We start from the raw sequence: 23,757 nt of genomic DNA on the forward strand, positions 1-23,757 counted from the left end.
GGCGGCCGGGTGGTACGCGTACGCGGGGGGGCGCGGCCGGCCGGCTGCGGTCCGTCGGGGCGGGTGGGAATCGTGGTCCGGGCGGCGACGTTGCCGCAGCATGGGCGATGCATCCGGCCGCTCCCGGGCGGGGTCCGGCACCTCCGCGTACTCCGCCGCTCGCGCGCGCCTGGAGGCCGACCGGGCCGACACCCTGGCCCGGTCCGCCGCGCTGCACCGCGACTTCGAGGGGATCGTCGCGGCAAACGCCCTGATCGCGGTCGACGACGAGCACGACCCCGAGGGCGGCACCACCGCCTTCGAACGGGCACACGTGGCGGCGCTGCTCGCGCAGGCGCGGGAACACCTGGAAGAGGTGGACCGGGCTCTGGAACGCCTCGCACGGGGAACCTACGGTCGGTGCGAGGGGTGCGGCCAGGCGATACCGCCCGAGCGGCTGGAGATCCGGCCCGCGGCGGTGACGTGCGTACGGTGCGCCGAGTCCCCTGGGGGGTGAGGGGGCGGGTGGGTCGGCCCGTCGGCGTGGGGTCGGCCGTCCCAGGGCAGTCGTACGGCCTCAAGTTCGGTGTCGCCGAGGAGGGCTTCGATCAGGGCGGTGGGACCGGCCACCTTGGTCGCCCACAGGTCGTAGTCCGTGCACACCACCCAGGAGCGGTCCTGGGGCCAGAGGTTGGACGGGCTCCAGCCGTCTTCTTCCGGGTGGTCGTACAGCACCTGCGCGTCTGCGAGCGCGCCGGCCCGGATGTGGAGGCGGTCGAAGTCCTCGGCCCCGTGCAGCAGCGGGCTGTAGTAGGCCGAGACGGAGGTCGCGGGGCCCCGTCACCGACCTCACCCGCGCCATCGACCTGCACGGCCGTGTCCACACCCTGGACCTGTCGGCCGTGGGGTTCATGGACTCCTCCGGCCTGCACATGCTGCCGGCCCTGCGCCGTCGCGCTCGCGCCGAGGGCGGTGCCCTCGAACTCGCCGGCGTGCCCTGCCAGGCCCTGCGGCTGCCGGACCTGACCGGACCGGCACCCGGTCCCTGTTCGCCTACGCCGACGGCCGCCGCCATTCCTGACGCGCTGCCGCGGCGGTGTCAGGCGGCGGTGAAGTGGACGTGGATGCTCTTCCCGCCGCCCGGGACCGGGCGGACGTCGACCTCGTCGGCCAGGTGGTTGACCAGCGGCCAGCCGTAGCCGCCCGCGACGTCCCGGTCGGGAGGACGGCTTCGCGGCGGCTCGGGGCTGGAGTCGGTGACGTCGATGTCGATCCCGCACCGGGACCAGACGATGTCGAGGGCGCAGGGGCCACGGGCGTGGTGGACGGCGTTGGTCACCAGCTCGCTGACCACCAGGAGGACGGTGTCCTGAAGGGAGCGGGGGGCGAGGTGGTCGGCGGCCCGTGCGTCGTCGAAGAACCGTCGGGTCTCCTCCCGTGCCCGGGCCGCGGCACCCTCGGTGCCGCACTCGCAGTGCCGCCGTACGGGGTTCCCCATCACCCCACCTCCGCCCTCGCCAGCCTGCCCGGACCGGGCTGCTACCCCTCGTAACCGGTCCGCATCCCCGTGCGGACCCCTCAGGTGGGCTGGGGGTGGCCGAAGAGGAGGTCGTAGCCGGGTGGGAGCTGGAGCAGGACGCGGTTGAGGAGGTCTTCGTCGATGGCGTCGGCGACGACGCTGAGGACGGCGCTGACGTCCCAGGCCGCGGTGCGTTCGGTCGCGCCGTCGATCCAGGCGGCGGTCGCGCGTACGAACCGCTGCGCGTCCAGGGGCTCTGCGGCCTGGAGGGGGTTGAGCAGGATCAGGGCGTAGGTCTCGGGCAGTCGGGCCGCGACCTGGGCGCGGTCCTCTCCGACGAGGTGGGCGCCGAGCAGGGCGAGGACGACGCGCGCGGCGCGGTCGGCCTCCTCCTCGGAGGGGTACTCACCGCGTTCTTGGACGCTGTGGATGAAGGCGTCCCATCGCAGGGACATCGCTGGTTCCTCCTCCGGCGTGCGCTTGCGCCCCCGCGGGCTGCGGTGCGCGGGGGCGGGGAACGGCGGTGGCGGAGGGCGGGAGCGGGGGGAGGGGGTACTCCCGTCCTCCGCCGGGTGGCCCGACCGCCGGCCCAGGGAGCCCGGCGGTGCGGCGCGGCTCGGAACGGCTCGGACCGGCGCGCCTCGGGGCAGCGGGATTCAGGCGTTGAGCTGCTTGCGGCCGCCGTCACCGATGGCGATCTTGCGCGGCTTGGCGCGTTCGGCGATCGGGATCCGCAGGGTCAGCACGCCGGCGTCGTACTCGGCGTCGATGTGTTCGGTGTCGAGGGTGTCGGCGAGCATGACCTGCCGCGAGAAGACGCCCAGCGGACGCTCCGCCAGCTCCATCTGGGCCTGTTCCGACCTCGCCGTGGGCCGGCGTTCGGCCTTGACGGTGAGCATGTTGCGCTCGACGTCGATGTCGATCGCGTCCTTGGCGACGCCGGGGACGTCGAAGGCGATGACGTACACGTCCCCGTCGCGGTACGCGTCCATCGGCATCGCGGACGGCTTCGACCAGGTGCCCGGACCCATGAGCTGCTGGGTGAGACGGTCGAGCTCACGGAACGGGTCGGTGCGCATCAGCATGGAAACCTCCTGATGTGTCTGCAATGGGTGCCAGTGCGCTTCAGGCTCTTCCTTTCTAGCACGTCATCGAAACGATGACAATGCGGTCTGACATCGAATGGATGACCAGGCGAGGCCTGGTTCGGCTGGGCGATCTCGTACGCGGTCGCGCAGCGAGCCGGTCAGCGTGGTGCCGCGCGGCGCGGATCATCCGTCGACCGGGCCGCCGTCCTGGCGTGGTGGGGCGGAGGCCGTCGAGTCCGTGAAGGTGATGGCATCGCTGGTGGTGAGGAGGGCGGACATGTTCTGCCGCATCATGCGGAGTGCCGCCTCGGCCAGGGCGGGGTCGATGTGGGCGACCGCGTCGACGGGGACGACGACGTCGTAGTGCCGGATGTGGGCGTCCAGGGCCGAGTACAGCACGCACTGTTCCGTGACCTGCCCGCAGAGGACCACCCGGCGGACCCCGAGCTGGCCCAGGAGGTAGGCGAGCGGGGTCTCGTAGAAGACCGAGTGCCGTGCCTTGACCACGAAGAGGGAGTCCTCGTCGGGGGTGACCGGCTCCACCAGGTCGCGGTGGCGGCCGGACAGGGCGGTTTCGAGGATCTCTCCGTGGTGGGAGCGCCAGCGTCCGAAGTTGTCGTTGACGTAGATCACCGGGGAGTCCGCGGCCCGGGCCCGTTTCAGCAGCGCGCACACGCCCGGCAGGGCGTCCCGTACGGACGGCACGAGTGCGTCGGCGTCCTCGTGCTCGTAGCTGTTGAGCATGTCGATCACGATGAGGGCCGTTCGGGCCATGACGATCGCCTCCGTCCGGCACCTGCCCGACGCGGGCCGGGGCAACCCCCTCGGTCAGTCCTGCCGGAGCACCCTGATGCTCGTGGCCCGGGGGTCGACGGCGTCGGGCAGGACCATCCCCGCCTGCACGCCCGTGCGCAGGTAGCGCAGGACGTCGCCGGTGAGGCGCTCGCCGGGGAGGGCGGCGGGGATGCCCGGCGGGTACGGGGTGAGCATTTCGGCGGCGATGCGGCCCTCGGCGCGCTCGCCGGCCACCTGTTCCGTAGGTCCGAAGAAGGCGTCACGGGGAAGGACGGCCTGTTCCAGGCGGAGTCCGGCAGGGTCGGGGACGTGTACGCGCCGGCCGGTGCGGAGCTCGGGAGCGTGGGCGGCCAGATCGCGGAGGGCGGTCAGCAGGAGGTCTGCCGTCTGTTCGTCGTCGGCGTGGGTGAGCTGTGCGCTGATGCGGCGGTGGTCGGCGAGGTGGAGGTTGATGCGGTGGTGGGCGCGCAGCCAGTCGGCGGCCGTGTAGCCGGTCACCTGCCAGTCGCTGATGTCGGCGGTGATCTGGAGGGGGTCGAGGTCGTTGGCCAGGCCGGGACCGCAGAAGTCCTCGCGGCCGTGGACCCGTATGCCGTCGATGCCGGCGATCCGGTCACGGACGTCGGCGGCGAGGGCGAGGGCGTGGTCGTAGAGGTCCTTGCCGTGCTCGGCCATCTGGCGGCGCCAGCCGTCCAGGGCGGCGTAGACGAGGACGGAGGGGCTGGTGGTGCCGAGGAGGTCCTCGCGGCTCTTGAGGACCTCGGGTGCGACGAGGTCGCCCTGGAGGTGGAAGACCGAGCTCTGTTCCAGGCCCGAGCCCATCTTGTGGACGGAGGTGACGCACACGTCGGCGCCGGCGTCCATGGCCCAGGTGGGCAGGTCGGGGTGGAAGGGCAGGTGGGCTCCCCAGGCCTCGTCGACGATGAGGGGTTTGCCGCGGCGGTGGCAGAGCTCGGCGATGGCCGCCAGGTCGGAGCAGGTGCCGTAGGGGGTGGGGGTGGTCACGAGGGCGCCGCGGGCATCGGGGTGGGCGTCGAAGGCGGCTTCGAAGGCGTCGGCGGACGGTGGATGGGCGAGGTGACGTTCGGCGTCCCACTGGGGCTCGACCCAGACGGGCCGGATTCCGCAGAGGATGAGGCCGGAGACCACGGACTTGTGGGCATCGCGGCCCACCAGCAGTTCCTCGTGGGGACCGGCGACCGACAGCATCGCGGACTTCACCGAGAGGGAGCTGCCGCACGTGGAGAAGAAGGCGTGGTCGGCGCCGACCGCGTCGGCCATGAGCTCCTGGGCCTCCTCGACGACGCGGTGCGAGGACGTCCGGTCGTCCAGACCGCTGGTCGCGAGGACGTCGGAGCGGAACACGTCCTCGCCGAGGACCGCCCGTACGCGGGGGTCGGCGCCGCGGCCCTGCTTGTGGCCGGGTGGCGTGAAGGGGGTCTGGCCGGCCGCGTGGTAGGCGGCGAGGGCGTCGAGCACGGGGGTCTTCGACTGGTCCATGACGAGCACCTGCCCGGCTCATGGGGGATCACACGGCCCGCCGCTCCGTGTGGCGGCGGGTTCCGGGGGTAGCCGGACGTCATGACCATCACCGACACCACTCCGCTGCGCGCCGTCGCGCTCGTGTGCACCCTTTCGCCGTCGCCCGCCTCGTCGAGCTCCCAGCTGCTCGCCGAGCAGACCATGACCGCGCTCGCCGAGCACGGCGTCACCGGGAAGGTGATCAGGATCGCGGACCACGACGTGAAGGCGGGGGTCGAGACGGACATGGGCGAGGGGGACGCGTGGCCGGAGATCCGCACGACGATCCTGGGGTGCGACATCCTGGTCCTGTCCACGCCGATCTGGCTCGGCCACCCGTCCAGCGTCGCGCAGCGCGTGCTGGAGCGACTGGACGCGGAGCTCGGGGAGAGTGACGCCGAGGGGCGCATGCTCACGTACGGGAAGGTGGCCGCGGTGTGCGTGGTCGGGAACGAGGACGGCGCGCACAACGTCAGCGCCGACCTGTTCCAGGGCCTGAACGACGTCGGCTTCTCCCTCGCGCCGAACGCCGTCACCTACTGGGTCGGGGAGGCCATGCAGGGCACCGACTACCGGGAGCTCGACGAGACCCCCGAGAAGACCGCGGCCACCACCAGGACGCTCGCCGCGAACACGGCGCACCTCGCCCGTCGGCTCAAGGCGGCCGCGTACCCGCCGGCCTCCTGACGGCCGGGCAGTGGAATGGATCCACCCCTGGGGGTAGGAGCGGGGCATGAGCGAAAACGGCGGACTGGCAGTGGTGACGGGCGCGTCGAGCGGGATCGGGTTCGAACTGGCCCTCCAGCTCGCGGACCGCGGATACGACCTGATCATGAACTCCGCGGACGGGGAACGGCTCGAACACGCCGCGGCCGAGATCCGGCGCCGCACGGGCCGGCACGTCTTCACACTCCGGGCGGACCTGCGCCGGTACGAAGAGGCGGAACGATTCTGTGAGGCGGTCGCCGCGACCTCCCGTCCGGTCGCCGTGGGAGTGCTCAACGCCGGGGTCGGGCAGGGCGGCGCATTCCTGGACACCGATCTGGAGGACGAGTTCGAGATCGTCGACCTGAACGTGCGCTCCACGGTGCACCTGGCCAAACGGCTGTTGCGCAGCATGGCCGCACGGGACGAGGGGCGCCTGCTGATCACCTCGTCCATCGCCTCGACGACGCCCGGGTCCTTCCAGGCCGTGTACAACGCCTCGAAGTCCTTCCTCCAGTCCTTCGCGCAGGCGTTGCAGAACGAGCTGAAGGACGGCCCCGTCACCGTCACCTCCCTCATGCCCGGCCCGACGGACACCGACTTCTTCCGGCGGGCCGACATGGAGGACACCAAGGTCGGCGCCGGAAGCAAGGACGATCCGGCCCAGGTCGCGCGGCAGGGGCTCGACGCCCTGTTCTCGGGCAAGGACAAGATCGTCGCCGGCTCCCTGAAGACACGGGCACAGGGATGGGCCAACAAGGTCCTGCCCGACGGTCTCAAGGCCGAAGGGCACCGCAGGATGGCCGAACCCGGCTCGGCCACCGACGACTGAACCGGCGTCCGGCATCCGGCGTCCGGCACCCGAAGGCGGCCGCGGCGTTCGCCGTGCGCAGGCGCCCGGATGGTGTGACCGTCCTACCGGTGCCGCCGGTCGGGGGAAGGTGGTGGGCCCAACGGAGTAGTGGGGGTTGCCGGATCGCCGTGGTGGGGGGTGCCGGTGGTTGCGTGGTCCTCTCCGACTGTCCCCCACGGCGAAGGCCCGTATGCCCACCTCGTTCCACCTGCTGGCGGAAGCCCCGGCGCAGTTGCTCCCGGCCAGGGAGCTCATGGCCTTCACCCTGGCGGCGCACATCGTCCTCGTACCGCTGGGCGTCGCCTTCCCGTTCATCACCCTCGTGATGCACCACCGGGGGCTGCGCCGCCAGGACCCGGCGGCGCTGCTGCTCGCCCGGCGGTGGTCGGCCGTGATGGCGGTGCAGTTCGCGCTCGGCATCGTGACCGGCACCGTGCTCTCCTTCGAGTTCGGCCTGCTCTGGCCCGGTCTGATGGGCCGGTGGGGCGACGTGTTCGGCATCGGGTTCGGCGTCGAGGCCTGGGCGTTCTTCCTGGAGGCCGTGCTCATCGCGATCTACCTGTACGGGTGGCGGCGGCTGAAGCCGCGGACGCACTTCCTGCTCGGGCTGCCGCTGCCGGCCGCCGCGCTGCTCGGCGCGTTCGGCATCCTCGCCGCCAACTCGTGGATGAACACCCCTCAGGGGTTCACGCTCGACGCGCAGGGCGATCCCGTCGACGTGAACGTCTGGAAGGCGGTCTTCACGCCGATGCTCGGGCCGCAGTACTGGCACTTCGTGGTCGCGATGGTCCTCACCGCGGGCTTCATGGTCTCCGGCGTGTACGCGACGGGCTGGCTGCGGGGGCGGCGCGACCACTACCACCGGCTGGGTTTCGCCGTGCCGTTCACCATCGCCGCCGTGGCGACCCCCGTGCAGTTCGTCCTCGGCGACTCCCTCGCACGGTCGGTGTTCCACGAGCAGCCGGTGAAGTTCGCCGCCATGGAGATCGTCTGGAAGACCGACACCCGGGTTCCGGAGTACATCTTCGGGAGGCTCCAGGAGGACGGGACCGTCAAGGGCGGCATCCGCATCCCGATGCTCGACTCGCTGCTGGCGGGGTTCAGCGTCGACACCGAGGTCCGCGGCCTGTCCTCCGTGGCGGCCGATCAGAGACCGACGGCCACTCAGGCGACCATCGCCCACTGGGCGTTCGACATCATGGTGCTGGTCGGGTCGGCGCTGGTGGTGCTCGCCCTCTGGTACGGCCTGGTCTGGCTGCGGTACCGGCGGCTGCCCGCGTCGAGGTGGTTCTACCGCTGCGCCGCCTGTGCCGGCGTCGGAGCCGTCGTGACCGTGGAGGCGGGCTGGGTCGCCGCCGAGGTGGGCCGGCAGCCGTGGATCGTGTACGAGAACATGCGGGTCGCCGAGGCGGTGACCGCGACCCGCTCCCCCACCCTGTGGGTCATGTTCGGCATCGTGGTCGTCGTGTACGCGTTCCTCTTCGGCTCGTTCCTCGCCGTCCTGCTGAGCCTGCGGAAGCGCTGGCGGCTCGCGGACGCGCAGCACTCCGCCGGCGGGCCTGCCGCCGCGCCGGAGGCGGACGCACCGTACGGACCACGCGGGCCGCTGCCCGTGGGGGACGGGGAGGGGACTCCGTGACCGCCGACCTGATCGCGGTGGTGCTGCTGCTCGCCGTCACCGCGTACGCCTGCGCGGGCGGCGCCGACTACGGGGCCGGCTTCTGGGACCTGACGGCCGGCGGGGCGCGGCGCGGCCGGCGTGCCCGGTGGCTCGTCGACCACGCGATGGCTCCCGTGTGGGAGGTGAACAACGTCTGGCTGATCTTCGTCCTCGTCCTCATGTGGACCGGGTTCCCCGTGCTGTTCCAGGCCGTGTTCTCGGCGATGTGGGTGCCGCTGGCGCTGGCCGTCGTCGGCATGGTGCTGCGCGGGGCCGGTTTCGCGTTCCGCAAGCCGTCCCGGCGGCCTGCCGGGCGCCGGCTGTACGGAGCGGTGTTCGCCGTGGCCTCGGTGGTGACGCCGTTCTTCCTCGGGGCGGCGGCCGGCGGCGTGGCGTCGGGGCGGGTGACGCCCGGCACCGAGGCGTCGGCGCACGCCTGGTCCGGCCCGACCTCGCTCGTGTTCGGGCTGGGTGCCGTCACGACGTCGGCGTTCCTCGGCGCGGTGTTCCTGACGGGGGACGCCCGCCGGTTCGACGCGCCGGACCTGGTCGGCCACTTCAGGCGGCGGGCGCTGGGCGGCCTGGGTGTGCTCGCCGTCCTGGCGGTGGTCACGGCGTTCGTCCTCCACGACGACTCCCCCTACGTGTGGCACGGGCTGACCCACGGGCCGGGGCTGTTCCTCGTCGCCGTGGCGGTGGTGTCCGCCGTGGCGACCGGCGCCCTGCTGCTGCGGGCTTCCCCGGGGGTGTGGGTCCGGGTGGCGGCGGTCGGGGCGGTCGGGTCCTCCGTGCTCGCCTGGGGCACGGCGCAGCGCCCCTACCTGCTCCCCACCTCGCTGACCGTGGCCGACGCCGCGGGCGCACCGGCCACCCTGACGTGGCTGGCGATCGTGACGCTGGTGGCCCTGTTGCTCGTCGTACCGGCGGTGGTCCTCCTGTACTGGCTGGACACGCACGGGGAGCTGGAGGAACTCACCGACGCAGAGCTGCGCGGGGGCGGCAGCACGGGCGCCCGGGACGACGGGGGCCCGGCGGCCGGCGGTGACGGCTGACGGCCGCCGGCTGACGGGCCCTCCAACTCCCATGAATTCGAAGGCGGTTCGGGGGTAGACGCGCCCGCATGACCTGGACACTGGAGCGGATCGGCAGACGGTTCACATCGGGTACCCGGCGCACGGCGACGGAGGGGAAGCCCCCGCCGCCGTCCGCGGGGAAGGACTCCACGGCGACCCGGCGGGCGCACCCCGCGGTGCGGGCGCTGGCCATGGTGGCGGCGTTCGCCGCGACGGTGGCGTTCAGCGTGCTGCTGGCCCGGCTGACGCTGGAACCCTCCGCGTCCTCGGCGGCGCTGGTGCACAGCAACGTCCATCCCGGGCGCTCCATCAGGCTGTACCTGGGCGACGCCCCCGCCCGGGAGGCGGTGCGGCAGCTGGGCGGGAACCTGCTGCTCGGCGTGCCGCTGGGCCTGCTGCTGCCGGTGCTGGTGCCGCCGGCCCGCGGGTTCGTGCGGGTGGGGGTGGTGACGGCCGCCCTGATGACGCTCGTCGAACTCATCCAGGGTGCTCTGGTCACCGGCCGGGCCTTCGACGTGGACGACGTCATCCTCAACACCGCCGGCGCGCTGCTCGGTTACCTGCTCCTGGGCCGGCGGCTGGGCCGCGCGGTGCACCGGCCGCGCCGGCACTGGTGGCACCGCCGGACCACCCGTGGCGCTGCGGCGCCCGACTGAGGGGGCGCGAGGAGCGGACGTACCGGTACGGGCCCGGCCCCGGCCGCCGTGGGTGGCGTCGGGGCCGGGCCCGTACCGGTGCCTGGCCTTCAGGCCGTGGTGCGTACGTAGAGGGCCCGGCGCTCCTCCTCGGTCAGGCCGCCCCAGACCCCGTACGGCTCCCGGGAACTCAGGGCGTGCCGGCGGCACTCGACGCGTACCGGGCAGGGCGCGCAGACCTTCCGTGCCGCCTCCTCCCGGGCCGAGCGCTCCCGGCCGCTCTCGCACTCGGGCTGGAAGAACCCCTGCGTACCGAGACCCCGGCACGCGGCGCGGTCCGGCCACGTCTGGTGGTCCTCGGCTCGGTCCAGCAGCGGCCACACGTTCGCCATCGGTCGACTCCTCTCGCACGGGGACCGGTGTCCCCAGGCAGCTCAGTCCTCGTCTGGCCGGACGGCGCGTTCCGAAACGTCCGCTCCCGCCGGGACGCCGGCGCGCGCGGTCCGCGGCGCGCGGTGCCGGGGTCGCGGGGACGCGGGAGGGCGTCTGGGGGCGCGGGAGGCCTGGGTGCGCGCCCCGGGCCGGGCGGGGCGGGCGTGGCGGGGCCGCCGGGCGGGCCGGGAGCGGCGGCCGAGGAGGATCTCCTCGTAACGGCCCAGTGCCAGCAGGACGCACAGCATCACGGCGGGCATCGCCAGGGCGGCCATCGCCATCAGGGGGTCACCGGGGCCGGCCATCACGGGGCGGGGCGGTCGAGTCGGATACGGCGGCGGGCGCCCGCAACGGCGGGGGCCCGCTCCGTACGGCTGGTGGGGATGCGTGAAGGGGACACTCGGCGCTGCTGCCCGGGGGCGGGGCACGCATGCGCTCGGATCCGCCGGTCCATCCGCCCCGCCGGGTCGGGCGGGGCGGATGGACCGGCGGGGCGCCCGGACGGGGCGTCAGGCCCGGTTCAGGAGAGGATTTCCACGTACCCGTCGGTGCCGTGTACGCGGATGCGCTGGCCGTCGCGGATCAGCCGGGTCGCCCGGTCCACGCCCACGACCGCCGGCAGGCCGTACTCGCGGGCGATCACCGCCCCGTGGGTCATGAGACCGCCGACCTCCGTCACCAGGGCCGCGGCGCCCACGAACAGGGGTGACCAGCTGGGGTCGGTGAAGGTCGTCACGAGGATGTCGCCCGCCTCCAGGTCGGCGTCCGCGATGTCGAGGACGACACGGGCCCGCCCCTCCACGGTCCCCGCGGACACCGGCAGGCCGGTCAGGGCGCCGGGCGGTACGTCGTCACGCCGGTACGCGCCGGTGAGGGCTTCGCCCTCCGAGGTGAGCACCCGGGGCGGGGTGAGCGCCTCGTACGACCTGAACGCCTCCTTCCGCTGCCGGATCAGCTCGGCGAGCCGCCGGGCCGTCGCCGCCCGGTCGCCGGCGCCGGACCCGTACGGGTCGCCGCGGACGACGTCCCGGAACTCCGGGAAGGTCAGGTGGAAGACGTCGTCCCGCTCGGCCAGCACACCGGCCCGCACGAGACGCGCGGCCTCCCCGAGCAGGGCCTGCTTGTAGAGGGCGTAGCGGCTGACGATGCCGTACTTCGGATACTCGCGGTACCCGATGAAGGCCCGGACCGTGTCGATCATCCGCCGGGTCTCCTCGGCCTTGCGCTCGCCGTCCGGCAGGGCGCGCAGGCGCGCCAGTACGTCCTGCGCCTTGGCGTGCGCCCTCCTGCGGCCCTCCTCGAAGCGCCGGGCGGCGGCGCCCGGCTCGAAGTTCCGCACGTTGTCGAGGATCACGGGCACGAGGGCGCCGGGGCGCTCCTGCCAGCGCGGCCTGGTGATGTCGATCTCCCCGACGCAACGCATGCCGTACCGGGCCAGGTAGTCCTCGATGGCCTTCCGGGCGCCGGGCCCGCCGGGCAGGCCGTCGAGTCCGTCCAGGAAGCCGCCGTCCTCGACGCCCCGGTCGTGGACGTCCTGGAGGAACGCGACCACTTCGGGGAGCGGGCGGACCGTGTCCGCGACGGCGAGGAGGTCCAGCCCCATCTCCGAGGTGATGTTGCCGGGGGCGGACAGGGTGAGGGTGTCGGCGGCGTTCTTCTCCCCCAGCCATTCCTGCAGCCTGTCGTTGAGCCACCAGGTGGCCTCCATGCCCGCCATGATCGCCCGCATGCTCAGCGGGTCGCCCACCACCCGCCGGTGCTCCTCGAAGGCCTGCTCCAGGTAGTCGAACAGGTCGGGTCCGCTCTTCGTCCGGAGGTCGCGCTCCAGCGCCGCGACGGACGTGCGGCTGCGCTCGATGAGTTCGCCGACCACGGCGGGATCGGTCTCGACGGCGCTGGGCGCGGCGCTGTGCCCGCCCGCGGCGGCCGGAGCGCCGGCGGGCTCGGCGTCCGGGCCCGACGCGACGAAGCCCCGGTCGAGGACCGTCTCCAGGGCGTCCCTGACCAGCGGGTCGCCCTTGCCGAGGGCGTCCAGGAGGCCGGCGCGGGTCTCGGGTGCGGCGAGGCGCGCGGTGACGTCGACGAACAGCCGTCCGCCGGCCTCGTGCATCGGCACCATCGCCGTCTCCTGCCACATGGAGTGGCCCAGGGGCTTCATGGCGTCGGTCATCATCTGTCCGTGGCCGACCGAGACGTAGACGCGGTTGTCCTCGTCCTCCGCGGCGGGGACGGGGAAGAGCGTCGTGATCGGGCGGCTCTGCACGATCCGGAAGGCGCCGTCCGCGTCCAGGCACCACTCGATGTCCTGCGGGCGGCCGAAGTGGGCCTCGATGCGCCGTCCGAGCCGTACGAGTTCCACGGCCTGCGCGTCCGTCAGGGCGGGCTGCTCCCGCTGCTGCTCGCCGACCTCGACCAGTTCCGTACCGCCGCCCGGCAGGGGCCGGACGGCGCGCTGCTTCGCGGCGATCGTCCGGGAGACGACCCGGCCGTCGCGCACCGTGAACACGTCGGGGTTGACCAGGCCGGAGACCAGGGCCTCGCCGAGGCCGAAGCCGGCGTCCACGGTGGCGACCTTCCGGTTGCCCGAGACGGGGTCGGCGGTGAACAGGATTCCGGACGCCGCGGGGAAGACCATCCGCTGCACGACCACGGCCATGTGGACCGCGCGGTCGTCGATCCCGTTGCGGCGGCGGTAGGTGACGGCGCGTTCGGTGAACAGCGAGGCCCAGCACCGGCTGAGGTGCCGGAGGACCTCCGCCGGTCCCACGACGTTGAGGTACGTGTCCTGCTGGCCGGCGAAGGAGGCCGTCGGGAGGTCCTCCGCGGTCGCGCTGGAGCGGACGGCGCAGGGGACGTCCGCGCCGAGCCGGGCAAGCCCGCCGGTGACCGCTGCCACCAGGTCTTCGGGGAGTTCGACGTCCTCGATGGTCCGGCGGATCCGTGCGCTGAGCGTGCGGACCTCGTCCCGGTCGTCCGGGTCGAGGCCGGCCAGCCGGTCGAGCAGCCCCGCGAGCGGCCGCGCGCCCGCCACGAGGTGCCGGAAGGCGTCCGTCGTCACGCAGAAGCCGTCCGGCACGCTGATGCCCTCGATCCGCGACAGGCCGCCCAGGTGCGCGCCCTTCCCGCCGACGCGCGCGATCTGCGTCCCGTCGGTCTCCCGCAGGTCCACCACGTACTGCTCGTTCACTCGCCAACCACCTCTGCCTCGTCCTCAGGCCGACGATTGTGCGTCCTGACCGGAGCCTTGCCGCAAGGCCCCCCCTGCGCTACACGTTGAAGAGGGCAAGGAGATCACTCTCCTTGCCCTTCGTGTTTCCCGGCCCCTCCCCCTCCTGTTTTCGTCCCCTTGACGATATTGACGACCCCGATTATCGTCAGACCGACGAAATAGAGGGGGTCCACGATGGCCGACATCACCCGGCGCTTCGGCTGGCGTCACCTGCGCTCCGCGCCCACCGCCCACATCCGCCACCACAAGCGCGGCCAGCTCGTCCACGACGGGCGGGGGCTCAGCTTCTGGTACCGGTCGCTGTCGGCGGCGCTGTCCGAAGTGCCCGTCGACGACCGGGAGCTGGCCATGGCGTTCCACGCCCGTACGGCCGACTTCCAGGACGTCACCGTGCAGGCGACCGTCACGTACCGGATCAGCGACCCGGCCGAGGCGGCGGACCGGCTCGACTTCTCCGTCGACCCCGACACCGGCAGCTGGCGCGGCGCGCCGTTGGAGCAGATCGCCACCCTCCTCACCGAGACCGCGCAGCAGCACGCGCTGGACGTGCTGGCCCGCACCCCGCTGGCCGTCGCCCTGGTGGACGGCGTCGCCTCGGTACGCCAGAGGGTCGCCGCCGGTCTGGCCGCCGAGCCCCGGCTCCCGGCCACCGGCATCGACGTGGTGGCCGTGCGCGTCGTGGCCATCCGGCCCGAGGCGGAGGTGGAGCGCGCCCTGCGCACGCCGGCCCGCGAGCAGATCCAGCAGGAGGCGGACCGGGCCACCTACGAGCGGCGGGCCGTCGCCGTGGAGCGCGAGCGCGCGATCGCCGAGAACGAACTGGCCAGTCAGATCGAACTCGCCCGCCGCGAGGAGCAGTTGGTGGAGCAGCGCGGCATCAACGCCCGCCGTGAGGCCGAGGAGAAGGCGGCGGCCGACAGCGTGCGGACCGAGGCGGAGGCGGCGCGCAAGGTCCGGCTGGCCCGCGCGGACGCCGAGGCGGCACGCGCGACGGGCTCGGCGCGCGCCGAGGCCCAGGCTGCGTGGCTCCAGGTGCACGGCGAGACCGGCCCCGGCACGCTGTACGCCCTGGCGGCGACCCGGCTGGCGGAGAACCTGCCGCGCGTGGAGAGCATCACGCTCTCCCCCGACGTCCTCACCGGCCTCCTCAGCAAGCTCGGGCGCCCGGATTCCGGGGCGGACGCGTGAGCCTGGCCCCTCGCGCGGTGCTCGTCCACCGCAGGACCGAGTACGAGGAGCTGATCGACCGGCACGGGACCCACGGGCAGGCCGCGTTCTTCCTCTCCAGCCGGGGCCGCTCGATCGACGAGGTGCTCGAACGGCACAACCGGAACCGGCAGGCCCTGCGGGAGGTGGCGGCCGCGGTGCCGCTCACCTGGCGCAGTTCCCAGGTCGAGCGGGCGGACCTGGACCGCTTCCTGTTCGCGCCGGAGGACGTGGTGGTCGTGGTGGGGCAGGACGGTCTGGTCGCCAACACCGCGAAGTACCTCGCCGGGCAGCCGGTGATCGGCATCGACACCGACCCCGGACGCAACCCCGGGGTCCTGGTCCGCCACCGCTGCGCCGACGCCGCGGCCCTGCTGCGCGCCGCGACCGCCGGGGGCGGGACGGAGGACCTGACCATGGTCGAGGCCGTCGCGGACGACACCCAGCGCCTGCTCGCGCTGAACGAGATCTACCTGGGCCCGCCCGGGCACCAGACCGCCCGCTACCGGCTGGGCCCCGACGGCGGGAACGACCGGGGCGAGGCCCAGGCGTCCTCCGGTGTCCTGGTCGGCACCGGCACCGGGGCGACCGGCTGGCTGCGCTCCCTGTGGCTGGAACGCGGCAGCACCGAACGGCTCCCCGGGCCGTGCGAGCGCCGGCTCCTGTGGTTCGTACGAGAGGCCTGGCCGTCGCCCGCGACCGGAACGTCCAGGGTGGCGGGCCAGTTGGAGCCGGGTCAGGGGCTGCGGCTGACCGTCGAGTCGGACCGGCTCGTGGTCTTCGGCGACGGGATGGAGGCCGACTCCCTGCACCTGACCTGGGGCCAGAGCGTCCGGCTGGGCATCGCGGCGACGTCGCTGCGGCTGCTGGCGTAGTCGTTTGCGACGGCGGACGCGGGTAGGGGCGGGGCATGCGCGAGGAGGAACTGCGGCACACGGAAGCCGGGGAGCCGCGCCGGCCTGAGGCCGGGGAGCGGCGTCGGCCGGAGGCCCGGGAGCCGGATCGGCCGGATCGGCCGGATCGGCCGGAGGCAGGGGAGCCGGATCCGCCGGAGACCGGGGAACTGCGGCGGCCTGGGGCCGGGGAACTGCTGGCCGGGCTGAGCGTGGATGCCCGCCGGCCCGAGCAGCCCGTCCTGCTGGACGCCGACGGGGCCCCGATCCGTACCTGGCGGGAGGGCTATCCGTACGACCGCCGGATCAAGCGGGCCGAGTACGAGCGGACCAAGCGGATCCTGCAGATCGAGCTGCTGAAGCTCCAGCGCTGGGTCAGGGAAACCGGCGCCCGCCTGGTGGTGATCTGCGAGGGCAGGGACGCGGCGGGCAAGGGCGGGACCATCCAGCGGTTCACCGAACGGCTCAATCCCCGCGGCGCCCGGATCGTCGCGCTCGACAAGCCGACCGAGCGGGAGGCGGGGCAGTGGTACTTCCAGCGCTACGTCGCCCACCTGCCGGCGCCCGGGGAGATCGTCTTCTTCGACCGGTCCTGGTACAACCGGGCCGGCGTCGAGAAGGTCATGGGCTTCTGCACCCGGCAGCAGTACGAGCTGTTCCTGCGGCAGTGCCCCCCATTCGAAGCGATGCTGGTCGAGGACGGCATCCTGCTGGTGAAGTTCTGGTTCTCGGTGTCCCGCGCCGAGCAGCGCACGCGATTCGCCATCCGGCAGGTCGACCCGGTGCGGCAGTGGAAGCTGTCGCCCACCGACCTGGCGTCGCTGGACCTGTGGGACGACTACACCCAGGCCAAGGTCGCGATGTTCCGGGCCACCGACACCGGTCACGCACCCTGGACGGTGGTGAAGAGCAACGACAAGCGCCGCGGCCGGCTGGAGGCGATGCGGAGCCTGCTGTGGCGCATCGCGTACGACCGCAAGGACGAGACGGCCGTGGGCCGGCCCGACCCCCTCATCGTCGGCGCCGCCGACACCCTGCTCGAAACGGGCGAGGAGCCCACGTCCCTCACCCCCACCCCCCTGGCCGGGCCGCCGCTCGGCCCCGGCCTCCACCCCGATCCGCGGGGCCCCGCGGACGGCGAGGAGGCCCGTTCCTGACGGGTGGGCCGGGACGCGCCGGGGAACGGCCGCGCCCCCGTGCCGGATGTCGGCGACCGTGCGCGCCGGTCAGACGGCCGGGGCCGCCGCGGGCTCGGCGGCCGGTACCGGCGCCTGCCGCCGGCCGGCCAGCCGGCAGCCACGGCAGTCCCTGTGCCCGGCGCGGGCGGCGAGGTCGCGGGTGCGGAGGGGCCAGTCCTCGACGGGCCGCGGTCCGGGGGCCTTGCCCCAGCCGGCGAGGTGCAGGACCCAGGTGAGCAGGACCGCGAGCACCAGCACGGCGAGCCCCGTCCAGATGCCGGGGGCCCAGCCGCAGACCCCCACTCCGGTCAGGGCCGCCCCGACCGTCGCCACGGCCGTGCCGGCCCATCCGGCGACGGTGTGTCCCTCGTCGTACTGATGTGCGCTCATCGTTCCAACCCCTTCCGACCTGCACGGATCTAGAATGTCTCAGCAAGTGAGGGATTTATCTTAGCAGGTAAGGGAATAACCATGGAAGGCTCCCCCCGCCCCGCCGCGACCCCCGCCGAAGCGATCGGAGCGATGGACCACCTGATCGCGACGAGCATGGTCGGCCAGCAGGAGTTCGCGCGGAGGCTCGGGCTCAGCCCGACCGACCTGATCTGCTTCGCCTACGTCCTGGAGGCCGGGGACACCCCGGTCACCGCCGGGGACCTGGCGGCCCGGGCCCACGTCACGACGGGGGCGGTGACCGGCATCCTCAACCGTCTGCAGCGGGGCGGGTTCGTGAGCCGCCGGCCGGACCCCGACGACCGGCGACGGGTCCGCGTGGTCGCCGAGCCGGAGGCCGCGGACCGCGTCCGGGCCATCTACGAGCCGTACTACGCGCGCCTCGCCCAGCTCTTCGCCGACTACTCGCCGGACGAAGTCGCCGTCCTGGCCGACTGGTTCACCCGCGCGGGCCGGCTGGCGGCGGACTACCTGGCCGAGTCCTGCGAGGACTGACCGAGGTGGGAACCGGCCGCTGTGAAGTGGTGGGTTTGGCCGCGGGGATCCGGAGCAAGCGAGGGGTTACGACCAATCCGGTACACAACGAGGAGGTCCCTGATGTCGGGTACCGAGAAGCGCAAGGCCATCGCCGAGCAGGCCAAGGGCAAGGCGAAGGAGGCGCTCGGGCGCGCCGTGGGCAACGAGCGGTTGACCGCCGAGGGCCGCGCGGAGCAGGCCAAGGGCAACGCCCGCCATGCCAAGGAAGACGTCAAGGACACCTTCCGCAACTAGGGCCGCCGGCGGGCGCACCGCCGTGACAGCCGGGCCCCGGCCGGATTCCACGCGGCCGGGGCCCCGTCGTGTCCAGGCCCACCGGCACCTCCGGCCGGGGTGCGGGGGCGTCACGGCACACCCGGACGGAAGGACGGACGGCGCATCAAGGGCGGTCGTCGTGGAAGACGCGCGGAAACGACCGGCGCAGCGCAGGGAGGGTTTTCCGTGACCGACGCCTTCGAGCCCGTCGACGGCCCCGGGGGCCTGCCGGGCCCCGTGCCCTCCGCCGGTCCACCCGCGGGCGACGCCCTGGAGGCGGTCTACGAGCGGATCCGTCACGAGGTCGCCGCCCGTGCCGTGCGCCTGTGGGACACCGCGCTGGCCCTGCACCGGGACCCCGAGCCCGCGTACGAAGAGCACCGGGCGGCCCGGAGGCTCACCGCCGAGCTGGCGCGGGAGGGATTCCGGGTGGACCGCGGGACGGCCGGACTGGCCACGGCGTTCACCGCGTCCGCCGGCGGGGGCCGGGGGCCCCGGGTGGCGCTGCTGCTGGAGTACGACGCGCTGCCGGGCCTCGGGCACGCCTGCGGGCACAACCTGATCGCCGCGGCCGGGCTGGGGGCGGCCCTCGCCCTGCGGGCCGCTCTGGGCGATCCTCCCGGCACCCTCCTGGCGGTCGGCACGCCCGCCGAGGAGCGGGGCGGAGGGAAGGTGGCGCTGGTGGAGGCCGGGGTGTTCGACGGCGTGGACGCGGCCCTGATGGTGCATCCCGGTGTGCACAGCTGGTCGTGGGCGCCGCTGACGGCCAGCGCGCAGGTCCGGGTGGGGTTCCACGGGCGCGCCGCCCACCCGACCGGGAATCCGACCGACGGGATCGACGCGCTCGGCGCGCTGGTCCAGCTCTTCAACTCGCTCGGTGTGCTGCACCGTCGGCTGCCGGCCGGGTCCCACGTCCAGGGCATCGTCACCGACGGAGGCCGGGCGACCAACATCGTGCCGGAGTACGCCGAGGGGCTGTTCGGGCTCCGCGGGGCGACCACGGCGGCGCTGGAGGCTCTCTCGGGCGAACTCCGGCGGTGCGCCGAGGGGACGGCGGCCGCCACCGGCACCGGGGTGACCGTGGAGCGGGTGGGTGCGCGTTACGAGCACTTCCGCGACAGCCCCGTGCTGTCCGGCCGGTTCGCCGGGCACCTGGCACGGGCCGGGATCGAGCTGACCGAACCGGAGGCGGGGGTGTACCTGGGGTCGTCCGACATCGGGAACGTCAGCACGCGCCTGCCGGCCGTCCACCCGTTCGTCGCCGTCATGGACGCCGCCGGGGGATCCGACCACACGCCCGCGTTCGCCGCGGCGGCCGCATCGCACCGCGGGCGCCGCGTGCTGCTCGCCGCAGCGGAAGCGCTCGCCTGCACGGCGGCGGACGTGCTGCTGCGCCCGGAGGTCCGGGCGCGGGCATGGGCGGCGCTACGGGAGCGGGCCGCGGCCGGCCTGTGAGCGCCCGGCTGCCCCGCAGACCGGCAGACCCGCTGCCCGGCGGACCGGCCGCCCGACGGGCCGGCCGGCACCGCGTGGGGGCGGTGCCGGCCGGAGTGCGCGGGGTGGGTCAGCGCTTGGGGCAGGCGGCCTGGGTGACCTTGCCCGCCTTGCCGCCGGTCGTCGCGGGGTCCAGGGTCAGGCACTTGCCGGTCCACTGGTTGACGAAGTAGTAGCCGTGCGACCTGCCGTTGGCGTCGATGTTGGTCGGCATGACCTCCCAGAGCTGGGTGGCCGACGACCAGCGGGTCTCGCACGGCCACCAGAACAGCTGCGTGCCGTCGCCGGGCGGGGTGCCGAGGTTCCACGGGATGGTGAGGCAGTAGCCGTTGTTCGCCTTGATCCAGTAGTAGCCCTTGCCGTCGTAGTTCGGCTTGGTGGCCGTCCACTGGTGGCTGCTGGGCGCGGGGTTCGCGCAGGCCCGCTGCGTGACCAGGCCGCCGGAGCCGTCGGGGAACTCGTCACCGCGCACCATGCACCGGCCGGTGTTGTAGGTGCTGACGTACTGCTTGGAGTCGCTGACGGTCCACACCGCCGGGTGCGGCTCGAAGACGTAGTTGTCGCGGTTGAGTTCGGCGACCACGGACAGCGGGGTGTGGCCCGAGTTGTCGGAGTCCTGGTAGTAGTCCACCGCGACGAAGTTGGGGTTGCGGCCCGCGGCGGGCCGGCACGACTTCTCGATGCGGCTCTTGAGCTGGGCCCCGTTGTCCACCTTGGCGTAGCCGGCCGGGTCGAGGTTGTCCGAGCTGAACTGGTTCATGGTGAACAGCGGGGTCAGGTTGGACGTTCCCGGCATCGGGTTCGTGTCGAGCGGCTTGCTCTGCCCGCGCTGCTCGCAGCCGTAGGGCTGGCCCTGGCCGTAGCTGTACCGGTTCTCCACGGTGTGGGTCCAGGTGTTCATCAGGGTGCCCTTGCCGACGGCCAGGTCGCTCCAGCTGTCCTGGAAGACGACCAGGCGCTGGTTGTCGGCGACCATGTCGCGCAGCCGCGGCCAGTTGTTGGTGTTGATGCCGTAGTTGTTCTGGTTGAACAGCAGACCGCCGGCGTCCTTGGCGTCCAGCATGTCGGTGATGGTCTTGCTGAGCGTCTGCTGGCTCGCGTAGTTCTCCAGGAAGACCGTCACCACCTCCTGCTGGTTCTTCTGCAGGAAGTTCACGATGGTCAGCAGCGCGGACTTGAAGTCCTCGTAGCACAGGGCCGTACCGCCGTGGCAGAGCGCGACGGGCCCGGTGCCCTTGGGGTCGTAGGTGTCGAGCATCAGGGCGCGCACCCCGTTGTCGAGCTGCTCCTTGATGCTGTGCGACTGGTTGGGCGGGACGGGGAACTGGCTCCAGTCGTCGGCGTAGGAGTTGTGGGTGGTCACCCATGACCACTGGTGGTAGCGCGAGTTCCCGTACTTGCTGCCTGCCGCCGCCGCGCCGGTGGGCGCCGTCAGCATCGAGGCGAGGACGAGGAGCGGGATCACCGGCACGACGAGCAGTCGCAGCAGGCGGGCCTGGTGGCCGGCACCCGGACGGGGCGCGGCACCACTGGTTGTCATGTGAATTTCCCCTGGTCGAAGGCGGTCGCCGGTGGTCCGCGGGCGCGGACGTGGAGGCGACCGTGGTCTGGCGTTCCCCCGGGTCCGGCGCGGGGCCGCCCGCGGAGGGGGCGGGCGGCCTGGCCGCGGAGGACCGGCCCGGCGGGGGCTGGTCGGGCCGCCGTCCGGGTCGCCAACAGCCAAGCGCGCGGCGGTGGGAGCGGACCAGGCGGTTCCACCGGCAGAGATACGGTCCGGCATACTTCTGCCGGAAGGATTCGGCGGACCGGCCGGTCCGTGCGGCACCGGGGGACACAGCGGGCATGGGGACGGACACACCGGCCACCGGCGGGTTCGGCGAGCGCCTGCTGCGCCTGCGCACCGCCGCCGGGTTGAGCCAGGAGGCGCTGGCACACGCCGCGGGGGTGAGCGTGCGGGCCCTGTCGGACATGGAGCGCGGCCGGTCCCGTGGTCCGCAGCGGCGCACCGTGGAGGCCCTCGCCGCGGCGCTGGAACTGGACGAGACCGGCGCCGTGGAGCTGGAGCGGGCGGCCAGCCTGGGGCGGCCGCGCACCCGGCGGACCGCCGCGCGGCCCCCGGCCGGGACGGCCGGCCCCGCCCGTACGGGGGCGGAATCCGCGCCGTACGACCACGAGCCGGCCGGCGCACCGGAGCCGGAGCCGGCCGGCCACCACCCGCTCGCCCTGCCCCGCGACCTCAGCGACTTCACCGCCCGGGGCCCCGCCCTGGCGCAGCTGAGGGCCCTGGCCGAGCGACCCGAGCCCGGACCTCCGCCGACAGCCGTGATCAGCGGCCAGCCGGGCCTGGGCAAGACCGCCTTCGCCGTGCACGCCGCCCACGCCCTCGCCCCGTACTTCCCGGACGGGCAGTTCCACGTCGACCTCCGCGGCATGGACCCGCAGCCCACCCTCCCCCGCGACGCGCTCGCCCGGCTGCTGCACGCCCTCGGCGTCGCCGGCAGCGCGGTACCGGCCGCCACCGAGGACCGCAGCGGTCTGCTCCGCTCCGTCCTGCGCGACAAGCGCGTCCTGCTCCTCCTGGACAACGCGAGCGACGAGGAGCAGGTACGTCCGCTGCTGCCCGGCCGGGGTACCTCGCTGACCCTGGTCACCAGCCGCCAGGCCCTGGCCGGTCTGGAGGCGGTGCACCGTACCGAACTCGCCCTGCTGCGCCGCGAGGAGGCGGTGGAGCTGCTCTCCCGCATCGTCGGGCCGGATCGGGTCGGCCGGGAGGGGCAGGCAGCCCGCGACCTGGCCGAGCTGTGCGGCCACCTCCCGCTGGCCGTACGGATCGCCGGGCAGCGCCTGGCCGCACGCCCCGGCGAACGGATCGCCAAGCTCGTCGGCCAGCTGGCCGAGCAGGGCGACCGGCTGGACACGCTGCGGGCCGGCTCACTGGAGGTCCGGGCCGCCTTCGCGCTGTCCTACCGGCAGCTGAGCCCGCAGGCCCGTACCGTCTTCCGGCGCTCCTGCCTCGCCGCCGGCCCCGACTTCAGCCCCGAGACGGCCGCCCTGCTCGCGGGCCTGCCCCGCCGTCAGGCAGCGCGGTGCGCCCAGGACCTGACGGACGCCGGGCTGCTCCAGCCGCACCCCACCGCCGACCGCTACCGCTTCCACGACCTGCTCGCCCTGTACGCCGCCGAGCAGCTGGCCGAGGAGGACGCGCCCGAGGAGATCGCCGCCGCCGAGGACCGGGCCGCCCGCTGGGCGCTGCGCCGGGCCACGGCCGCCGCACTGCACTTCGACGCCGACCACCCGCCCGTGCCCCGGACCGCCGCCGACGGCGACCCCGACCCGGCCACCGCGCCCATCGGCCCGGACCGGGCCCACACCTGGCTGGAGAACGAACGGGCCCAGTGGCTCCGGGCACTGCGGCGGGCCCAGGCGGCCGGCGACCACCGTCGGGTGGTCGACGCGGCCGAGGCGATGCACTGGTTCTCCGACCGGACCATGCACTGGGAGCTGTGGGTCGAGGTGTTCCGGCGCGGCGCGGACTCGGCCCGCGCCCTGGGCAGCCGGCGCGAGGAAGCCGTCCAGCTGAACTACCTGGCCTGGGCCTACAACGTGTGCGTCTACGACCACACCGCCGCGCTCGCCACCGCGCGGGCCGCCCTCGACGTGGCCCGCGAGACCGGCGACGAGGTCCAGGTGGGCTGGGCCATGGGGTACGCGGCCGGGGCGCTGAACCGGCTCGGCCGGACGGACGAGGCCATCGAGGAGTTCCGGCGGGCGGCCGACCACCTCGCCGGCCAGGGCTGCGCCCAGAGCCGCCTGGCGGAGCTCACGGCCCTCAACCTGCTGGGGCAGCTGCTGCGCCAGTCGGGCCGCGCAGCCGAGGCGCTGGCCATCCACCGCAGGAGCGAGGCCCGCTGCCGGGCCGGCGTCCCGGGCAAGCCGCAGGAGGTGATCGGCCTGTACCTCGCCGCGAGCCGCCAGCACATCGGCAACGACCTGGCCGCGCTGGGCCGGTGGCGGGAGGCGGAAGCGCCGTTGTCCTACGCGCTCGGGCACTTCGAGGCGGCCCGGATGCCCGCCTGGAGCGAGGCGGCCCGGCTCGACCTCGGCATCGTCCTGCGCCACCTCGGGCGCCGCGACGAGGCCCGCGCGACCCTGACGGCCGCTCACCAGGCCCTCGTACGCCTCAACAATCCGCGGCAGCTGGAAGCCGCCGCCGAGCTCCACAGCCTGGACGGCGCCGGCCGGGCGGGGTGAGGGC

Annotated in this window: 23 protein-coding genes; 14 read left to right on the forward strand and 9 right to left on the reverse strand. The window is 73.8% G+C overall.

Going from position 1 to position 23,757, the window contains the following annotated elements; genetic code table 11:
- The first annotated feature begins 100 nt into the window (after positions 1-100).
- Complete coding sequence (locus tag ACIQUR_RS32275) at positions 101-496, forward strand: TraR/DksA family transcriptional regulator (protein WP_403672157.1); 396 nt, start codon at positions 101-103, stop codon at positions 494-496.
- A gap of 349 nt (positions 497-845) precedes the next feature.
- Positions 846-1,178, forward strand: coding sequence for an STAS domain-containing protein (locus ACIQUR_RS32280; protein WP_403672315.1), 333 nt, complete (start codon positions 846-848; stop codon positions 1,176-1,178).
- Here the strand turns inward: ACIQUR_RS32280 and ACIQUR_RS32285 are convergent.
- From ACIQUR_RS32285 to ACIQUR_RS32305, 5 genes are all read right to left on the reverse strand, one after another.
- Positions 1,079-1,477 carry an ATP-binding protein gene (locus ACIQUR_RS32285; protein ID WP_403672160.1) on the reverse strand — a complete coding sequence of 133 codons (399 nt, stop codon included), beginning with the start codon at positions 1,475-1,477 and terminating at the stop codon, positions 1,079-1,081. The genes ACIQUR_RS32280 and ACIQUR_RS32285 overlap by 100 nt on opposite strands.
- Before the next feature lie 80 nt (positions 1,478-1,557).
- Positions 1,558-1,953: a DUF2267 domain-containing protein gene (locus ACIQUR_RS32290; protein ID WP_403672163.1), complete on the reverse strand. Its 396-nt coding sequence runs from the start codon at positions 1,951-1,953 to the stop codon at positions 1,558-1,560.
- A 201-nt stretch (positions 1,954-2,154) separates the two neighbouring features.
- Positions 2,155-2,583 carry an Hsp20/alpha crystallin family protein gene (locus ACIQUR_RS32295; protein WP_403672166.1) on the reverse strand — a complete coding sequence of 143 codons (429 nt, stop codon included), beginning with the start codon at positions 2,581-2,583 and terminating at the stop codon, positions 2,155-2,157.
- Between the two features lie 186 nt (positions 2,584-2,769).
- Entirely contained in the window at positions 2,770-3,360 is a 591-nt protein-coding gene (locus ACIQUR_RS32300; RefSeq protein ID WP_403672169.1) for a cysteine hydrolase family protein, read from the reverse strand.
- A gap of 54 nt (positions 3,361-3,414) precedes the next feature.
- The gene (locus ACIQUR_RS32305) at positions 3,415-4,881 is read right to left on the reverse strand and encodes an aminotransferase class I/II-fold pyridoxal phosphate-dependent enzyme (protein ID WP_403672172.1); all 1,467 of its coding nucleotides are present in this window, start codon (positions 4,879-4,881) and stop codon (positions 3,415-3,417) included.
- Between the two features lie 81 nt (positions 4,882-4,962).
- Between ACIQUR_RS32305 and ACIQUR_RS32310 the strand changes: the two genes are divergently transcribed.
- The 5 genes from ACIQUR_RS32310 (at position 4,963) to ACIQUR_RS32330 (ending at position 9,849) form a co-directional block, all read left to right on the forward strand.
- On the forward strand, positions 4,963-5,589 hold the full coding sequence (locus ACIQUR_RS32310) for a flavodoxin family protein (protein WP_403672175.1): 627 nt from the start codon (positions 4,963-4,965) through the stop codon (positions 5,587-5,589).
- 46 nt (positions 5,590-5,635) lie between these two features.
- Positions 5,636-6,439: an SDR family NAD(P)-dependent oxidoreductase gene (locus tag ACIQUR_RS32315; protein WP_403672179.1), complete on the forward strand. Its 804-nt coding sequence runs from the start codon at positions 5,636-5,638 to the stop codon at positions 6,437-6,439.
- A 211-nt stretch (positions 6,440-6,650) separates the two neighbouring features.
- A complete protein-coding gene (locus ACIQUR_RS32320; RefSeq protein ID WP_403672182.1) occupies positions 6,651-8,099 on the forward strand; it encodes a cytochrome ubiquinol oxidase subunit I in 1,449 nt (482 codons plus the stop codon).
- The gene (locus ACIQUR_RS32325) at positions 8,096-9,172 is read left to right on the forward strand and encodes a cytochrome d ubiquinol oxidase subunit II (RefSeq protein WP_403672185.1); all 1,077 of its coding nucleotides are present in this window, start codon (positions 8,096-8,098) and stop codon (positions 9,170-9,172) included. Before ACIQUR_RS32320 ends, ACIQUR_RS32325 begins: the two co-directional genes overlap by 4 nt.
- A 68-nt stretch (positions 9,173-9,240) precedes the next feature.
- The gene (locus ACIQUR_RS32330) at positions 9,241-9,849 is read left to right on the forward strand and encodes a VanZ family protein (protein WP_403672188.1); all 609 of its coding nucleotides are present in this window, start codon (positions 9,241-9,243) and stop codon (positions 9,847-9,849) included.
- An 89-nt stretch (positions 9,850-9,938) separates the two neighbouring features.
- Here the strand turns inward: ACIQUR_RS32330 and ACIQUR_RS32335 are convergent, their stop codons facing one another.
- Both ACIQUR_RS32335 and rph read right to left on the reverse strand, forming a co-directional pair.
- On the reverse strand, positions 9,939-10,220 hold the full coding sequence (locus ACIQUR_RS32335; RefSeq protein ID WP_403672191.1) for a WhiB family transcriptional regulator: 282 nt from the start codon (positions 10,218-10,220) through the stop codon (positions 9,939-9,941).
- A 560-nt stretch (positions 10,221-10,780) separates the two neighbouring features.
- Positions 10,781-13,447 (reverse strand): rifamycin-inactivating phosphotransferase, encoded by a 2,667-nt coding sequence (rph, locus tag ACIQUR_RS32340; protein ID WP_403672194.1) that lies wholly within the window; start codon positions 13,445-13,447, stop codon positions 10,781-10,783.
- 216 nt (positions 13,448-13,663) lie between these two features.
- On the opposite strand from rph, the gene ACIQUR_RS32345 reads away from it, so the two are divergent.
- Genes ACIQUR_RS32345 through ppk2 form a run of 3 tightly spaced genes read left to right on the forward strand, consistent with a single transcriptional unit; the run spans position 13,664 to position 16,745 of the window.
- Positions 13,664-14,677 (forward strand): SPFH domain-containing protein, encoded by a 1,014-nt coding sequence (locus ACIQUR_RS32345; RefSeq protein ID WP_403672197.1) that lies wholly within the window; start codon positions 13,664-13,666, stop codon positions 14,675-14,677.
- Positions 14,674-15,570 carry a hypothetical protein gene (locus tag ACIQUR_RS32350; protein ID WP_403672200.1) on the forward strand — a complete coding sequence of 299 codons (897 nt, stop codon included), beginning with the start codon at positions 14,674-14,676 and terminating at the stop codon, positions 15,568-15,570. The genes ACIQUR_RS32345 and ACIQUR_RS32350 overlap by 4 nt, the downstream gene beginning before the upstream one ends.
- 35 nt (positions 15,571-15,605) lie before the next feature.
- Positions 15,606-16,745 carry a polyphosphate kinase 2 gene (ppk2, locus tag ACIQUR_RS32355; RefSeq protein ID WP_403672203.1) on the forward strand — a complete coding sequence of 380 codons (1,140 nt, stop codon included), beginning with the start codon at positions 15,606-15,608 and terminating at the stop codon, positions 16,743-16,745.
- Between the two features lie 69 nt (positions 16,746-16,814).
- On the opposite strand, the gene ACIQUR_RS32360 is transcribed toward ppk2, so the two are convergent.
- Positions 16,815-17,156 (reverse strand): HGxxPAAW family protein, encoded by a 342-nt coding sequence (locus ACIQUR_RS32360; RefSeq protein WP_403672206.1) that lies wholly within the window; start codon positions 17,154-17,156, stop codon positions 16,815-16,817.
- Positions 17,157-17,237: 81 nt separating this feature from the next.
- Between ACIQUR_RS32360 and ACIQUR_RS32365 the strand changes: the two genes are divergently transcribed.
- From ACIQUR_RS32365 to ACIQUR_RS32375, 3 genes are all read left to right on the forward strand, one after another.
- Complete coding sequence (locus ACIQUR_RS32365; protein ID WP_403672208.1) at positions 17,238-17,711, forward strand: MarR family winged helix-turn-helix transcriptional regulator; 474 nt, start codon at positions 17,238-17,240, stop codon at positions 17,709-17,711.
- 102 nt (positions 17,712-17,813) lie between these two features.
- A complete protein-coding gene (locus ACIQUR_RS32370; protein ID WP_403672211.1) occupies positions 17,814-17,987 on the forward strand; it encodes a CsbD family protein in 174 nt (57 codons plus the stop codon).
- Positions 17,988-18,245: 258 nt separating this feature from the next.
- Complete coding sequence (locus ACIQUR_RS32375; protein WP_403672318.1) at positions 18,246-19,463, forward strand: amidohydrolase; 1,218 nt, start codon at positions 18,246-18,248, stop codon at positions 19,461-19,463.
- A 109-nt stretch (positions 19,464-19,572) separates the two neighbouring features.
- On the opposite strand, the gene ACIQUR_RS32380 is transcribed toward ACIQUR_RS32375, so the two are convergent.
- Complete coding sequence (locus tag ACIQUR_RS32380; protein ID WP_403672213.1) at positions 19,573-21,042, reverse strand: phosphatidylinositol-specific phospholipase C domain-containing protein; 1,470 nt, start codon at positions 21,040-21,042, stop codon at positions 19,573-19,575.
- Positions 21,043-21,344: 302 nt separating this feature from the next.
- On the opposite strand from ACIQUR_RS32380, the gene ACIQUR_RS32385 reads away from it, so the two are divergent.
- Positions 21,345-23,753 (forward strand): ATP-binding protein, encoded by a 2,409-nt coding sequence (locus ACIQUR_RS32385; protein WP_403672216.1) that lies wholly within the window; start codon positions 21,345-21,347, stop codon positions 23,751-23,753.
- Positions 23,754-23,757 lie beyond the last annotated feature (4 nt).

Source organism: Streptomyces sp. NPDC101132 (assembly GCF_044759225.1).
In the GTDB taxonomy this organism is placed as follows: Bacteria; Actinomycetota; Actinomycetes; order Streptomycetales; family Streptomycetaceae; genus Streptomyces.

Excerpts from the sequence above, each read along its gene's own strand:
- ACIQUR_RS32275 (WP_403672157.1), top strand. The coding sequence starts at position 101 with ATGGGCGATGCATCCGGCCGCTCCCGGGCGGGGTCCGGCACCTCCGCG.
- ACIQUR_RS32285 (WP_403672160.1), bottom strand. The coding sequence starts at position 1,477 with ATGGGGAACCCCGTACGGCGGCACTGCGAGTGCGGCACCGAGGGTGCC.
- ACIQUR_RS32290 (WP_403672163.1), bottom strand. The coding sequence starts at position 1,953 with ATGTCCCTGCGATGGGACGCCTTCATCCACAGCGTCCAAGAACGCGGT.
- ACIQUR_RS32295 (WP_403672166.1), bottom strand. The coding sequence starts at position 2,583 with ATGCTGATGCGCACCGACCCGTTCCGTGAGCTCGACCGTCTCACCCAG.
- ACIQUR_RS32300 (WP_403672169.1), bottom strand. The coding sequence starts at position 3,360 with ATGGCCCGAACGGCCCTCATCGTGATCGACATGCTCAACAGCTACGAG.
- ACIQUR_RS32305 (WP_403672172.1), bottom strand. The coding sequence starts at position 4,881 with ATGGACCAGTCGAAGACCCCCGTGCTCGACGCCCTCGCCGCCTACCAC.
- ACIQUR_RS32310 (WP_403672175.1), top strand. The coding sequence starts at position 4,963 with ATGACCATCACCGACACCACTCCGCTGCGCGCCGTCGCGCTCGTGTGC.
- ACIQUR_RS32315 (WP_403672179.1), top strand. The coding sequence starts at position 5,636 with ATGAGCGAAAACGGCGGACTGGCAGTGGTGACGGGCGCGTCGAGCGGG.
- ACIQUR_RS32320 (WP_403672182.1), top strand. The coding sequence starts at position 6,651 with ATGCCCACCTCGTTCCACCTGCTGGCGGAAGCCCCGGCGCAGTTGCTC.
- ACIQUR_RS32330 (WP_403672188.1), top strand. The coding sequence starts at position 9,241 with ATGACCTGGACACTGGAGCGGATCGGCAGACGGTTCACATCGGGTACC.
- ACIQUR_RS32335 (WP_403672191.1), bottom strand. The coding sequence starts at position 10,220 with ATGGCGAACGTGTGGCCGCTGCTGGACCGAGCCGAGGACCACCAGACG.
- ACIQUR_RS32345 (WP_403672197.1), top strand. The coding sequence starts at position 13,664 with ATGGCCGACATCACCCGGCGCTTCGGCTGGCGTCACCTGCGCTCCGCG.
- ppk2 (WP_403672203.1), top strand. The coding sequence starts at position 15,606 with ATGCGCGAGGAGGAACTGCGGCACACGGAAGCCGGGGAGCCGCGCCGG.
- ACIQUR_RS32360 (WP_403672206.1), bottom strand. The coding sequence starts at position 17,156 with ATGAGCGCACATCAGTACGACGAGGGACACACCGTCGCCGGATGGGCC.
- ACIQUR_RS32365 (WP_403672208.1), top strand. The coding sequence starts at position 17,238 with ATGGAAGGCTCCCCCCGCCCCGCCGCGACCCCCGCCGAAGCGATCGGA.
- ACIQUR_RS32370 (WP_403672211.1), top strand. The coding sequence starts at position 17,814 with ATGTCGGGTACCGAGAAGCGCAAGGCCATCGCCGAGCAGGCCAAGGGC.
- ACIQUR_RS32380 (WP_403672213.1), bottom strand. The coding sequence starts at position 21,042 with ATGACAACCAGTGGTGCCGCGCCCCGTCCGGGTGCCGGCCACCAGGCC.
- ACIQUR_RS32385 (WP_403672216.1), top strand. The coding sequence starts at position 21,345 with ATGGGGACGGACACACCGGCCACCGGCGGGTTCGGCGAGCGCCTGCTG.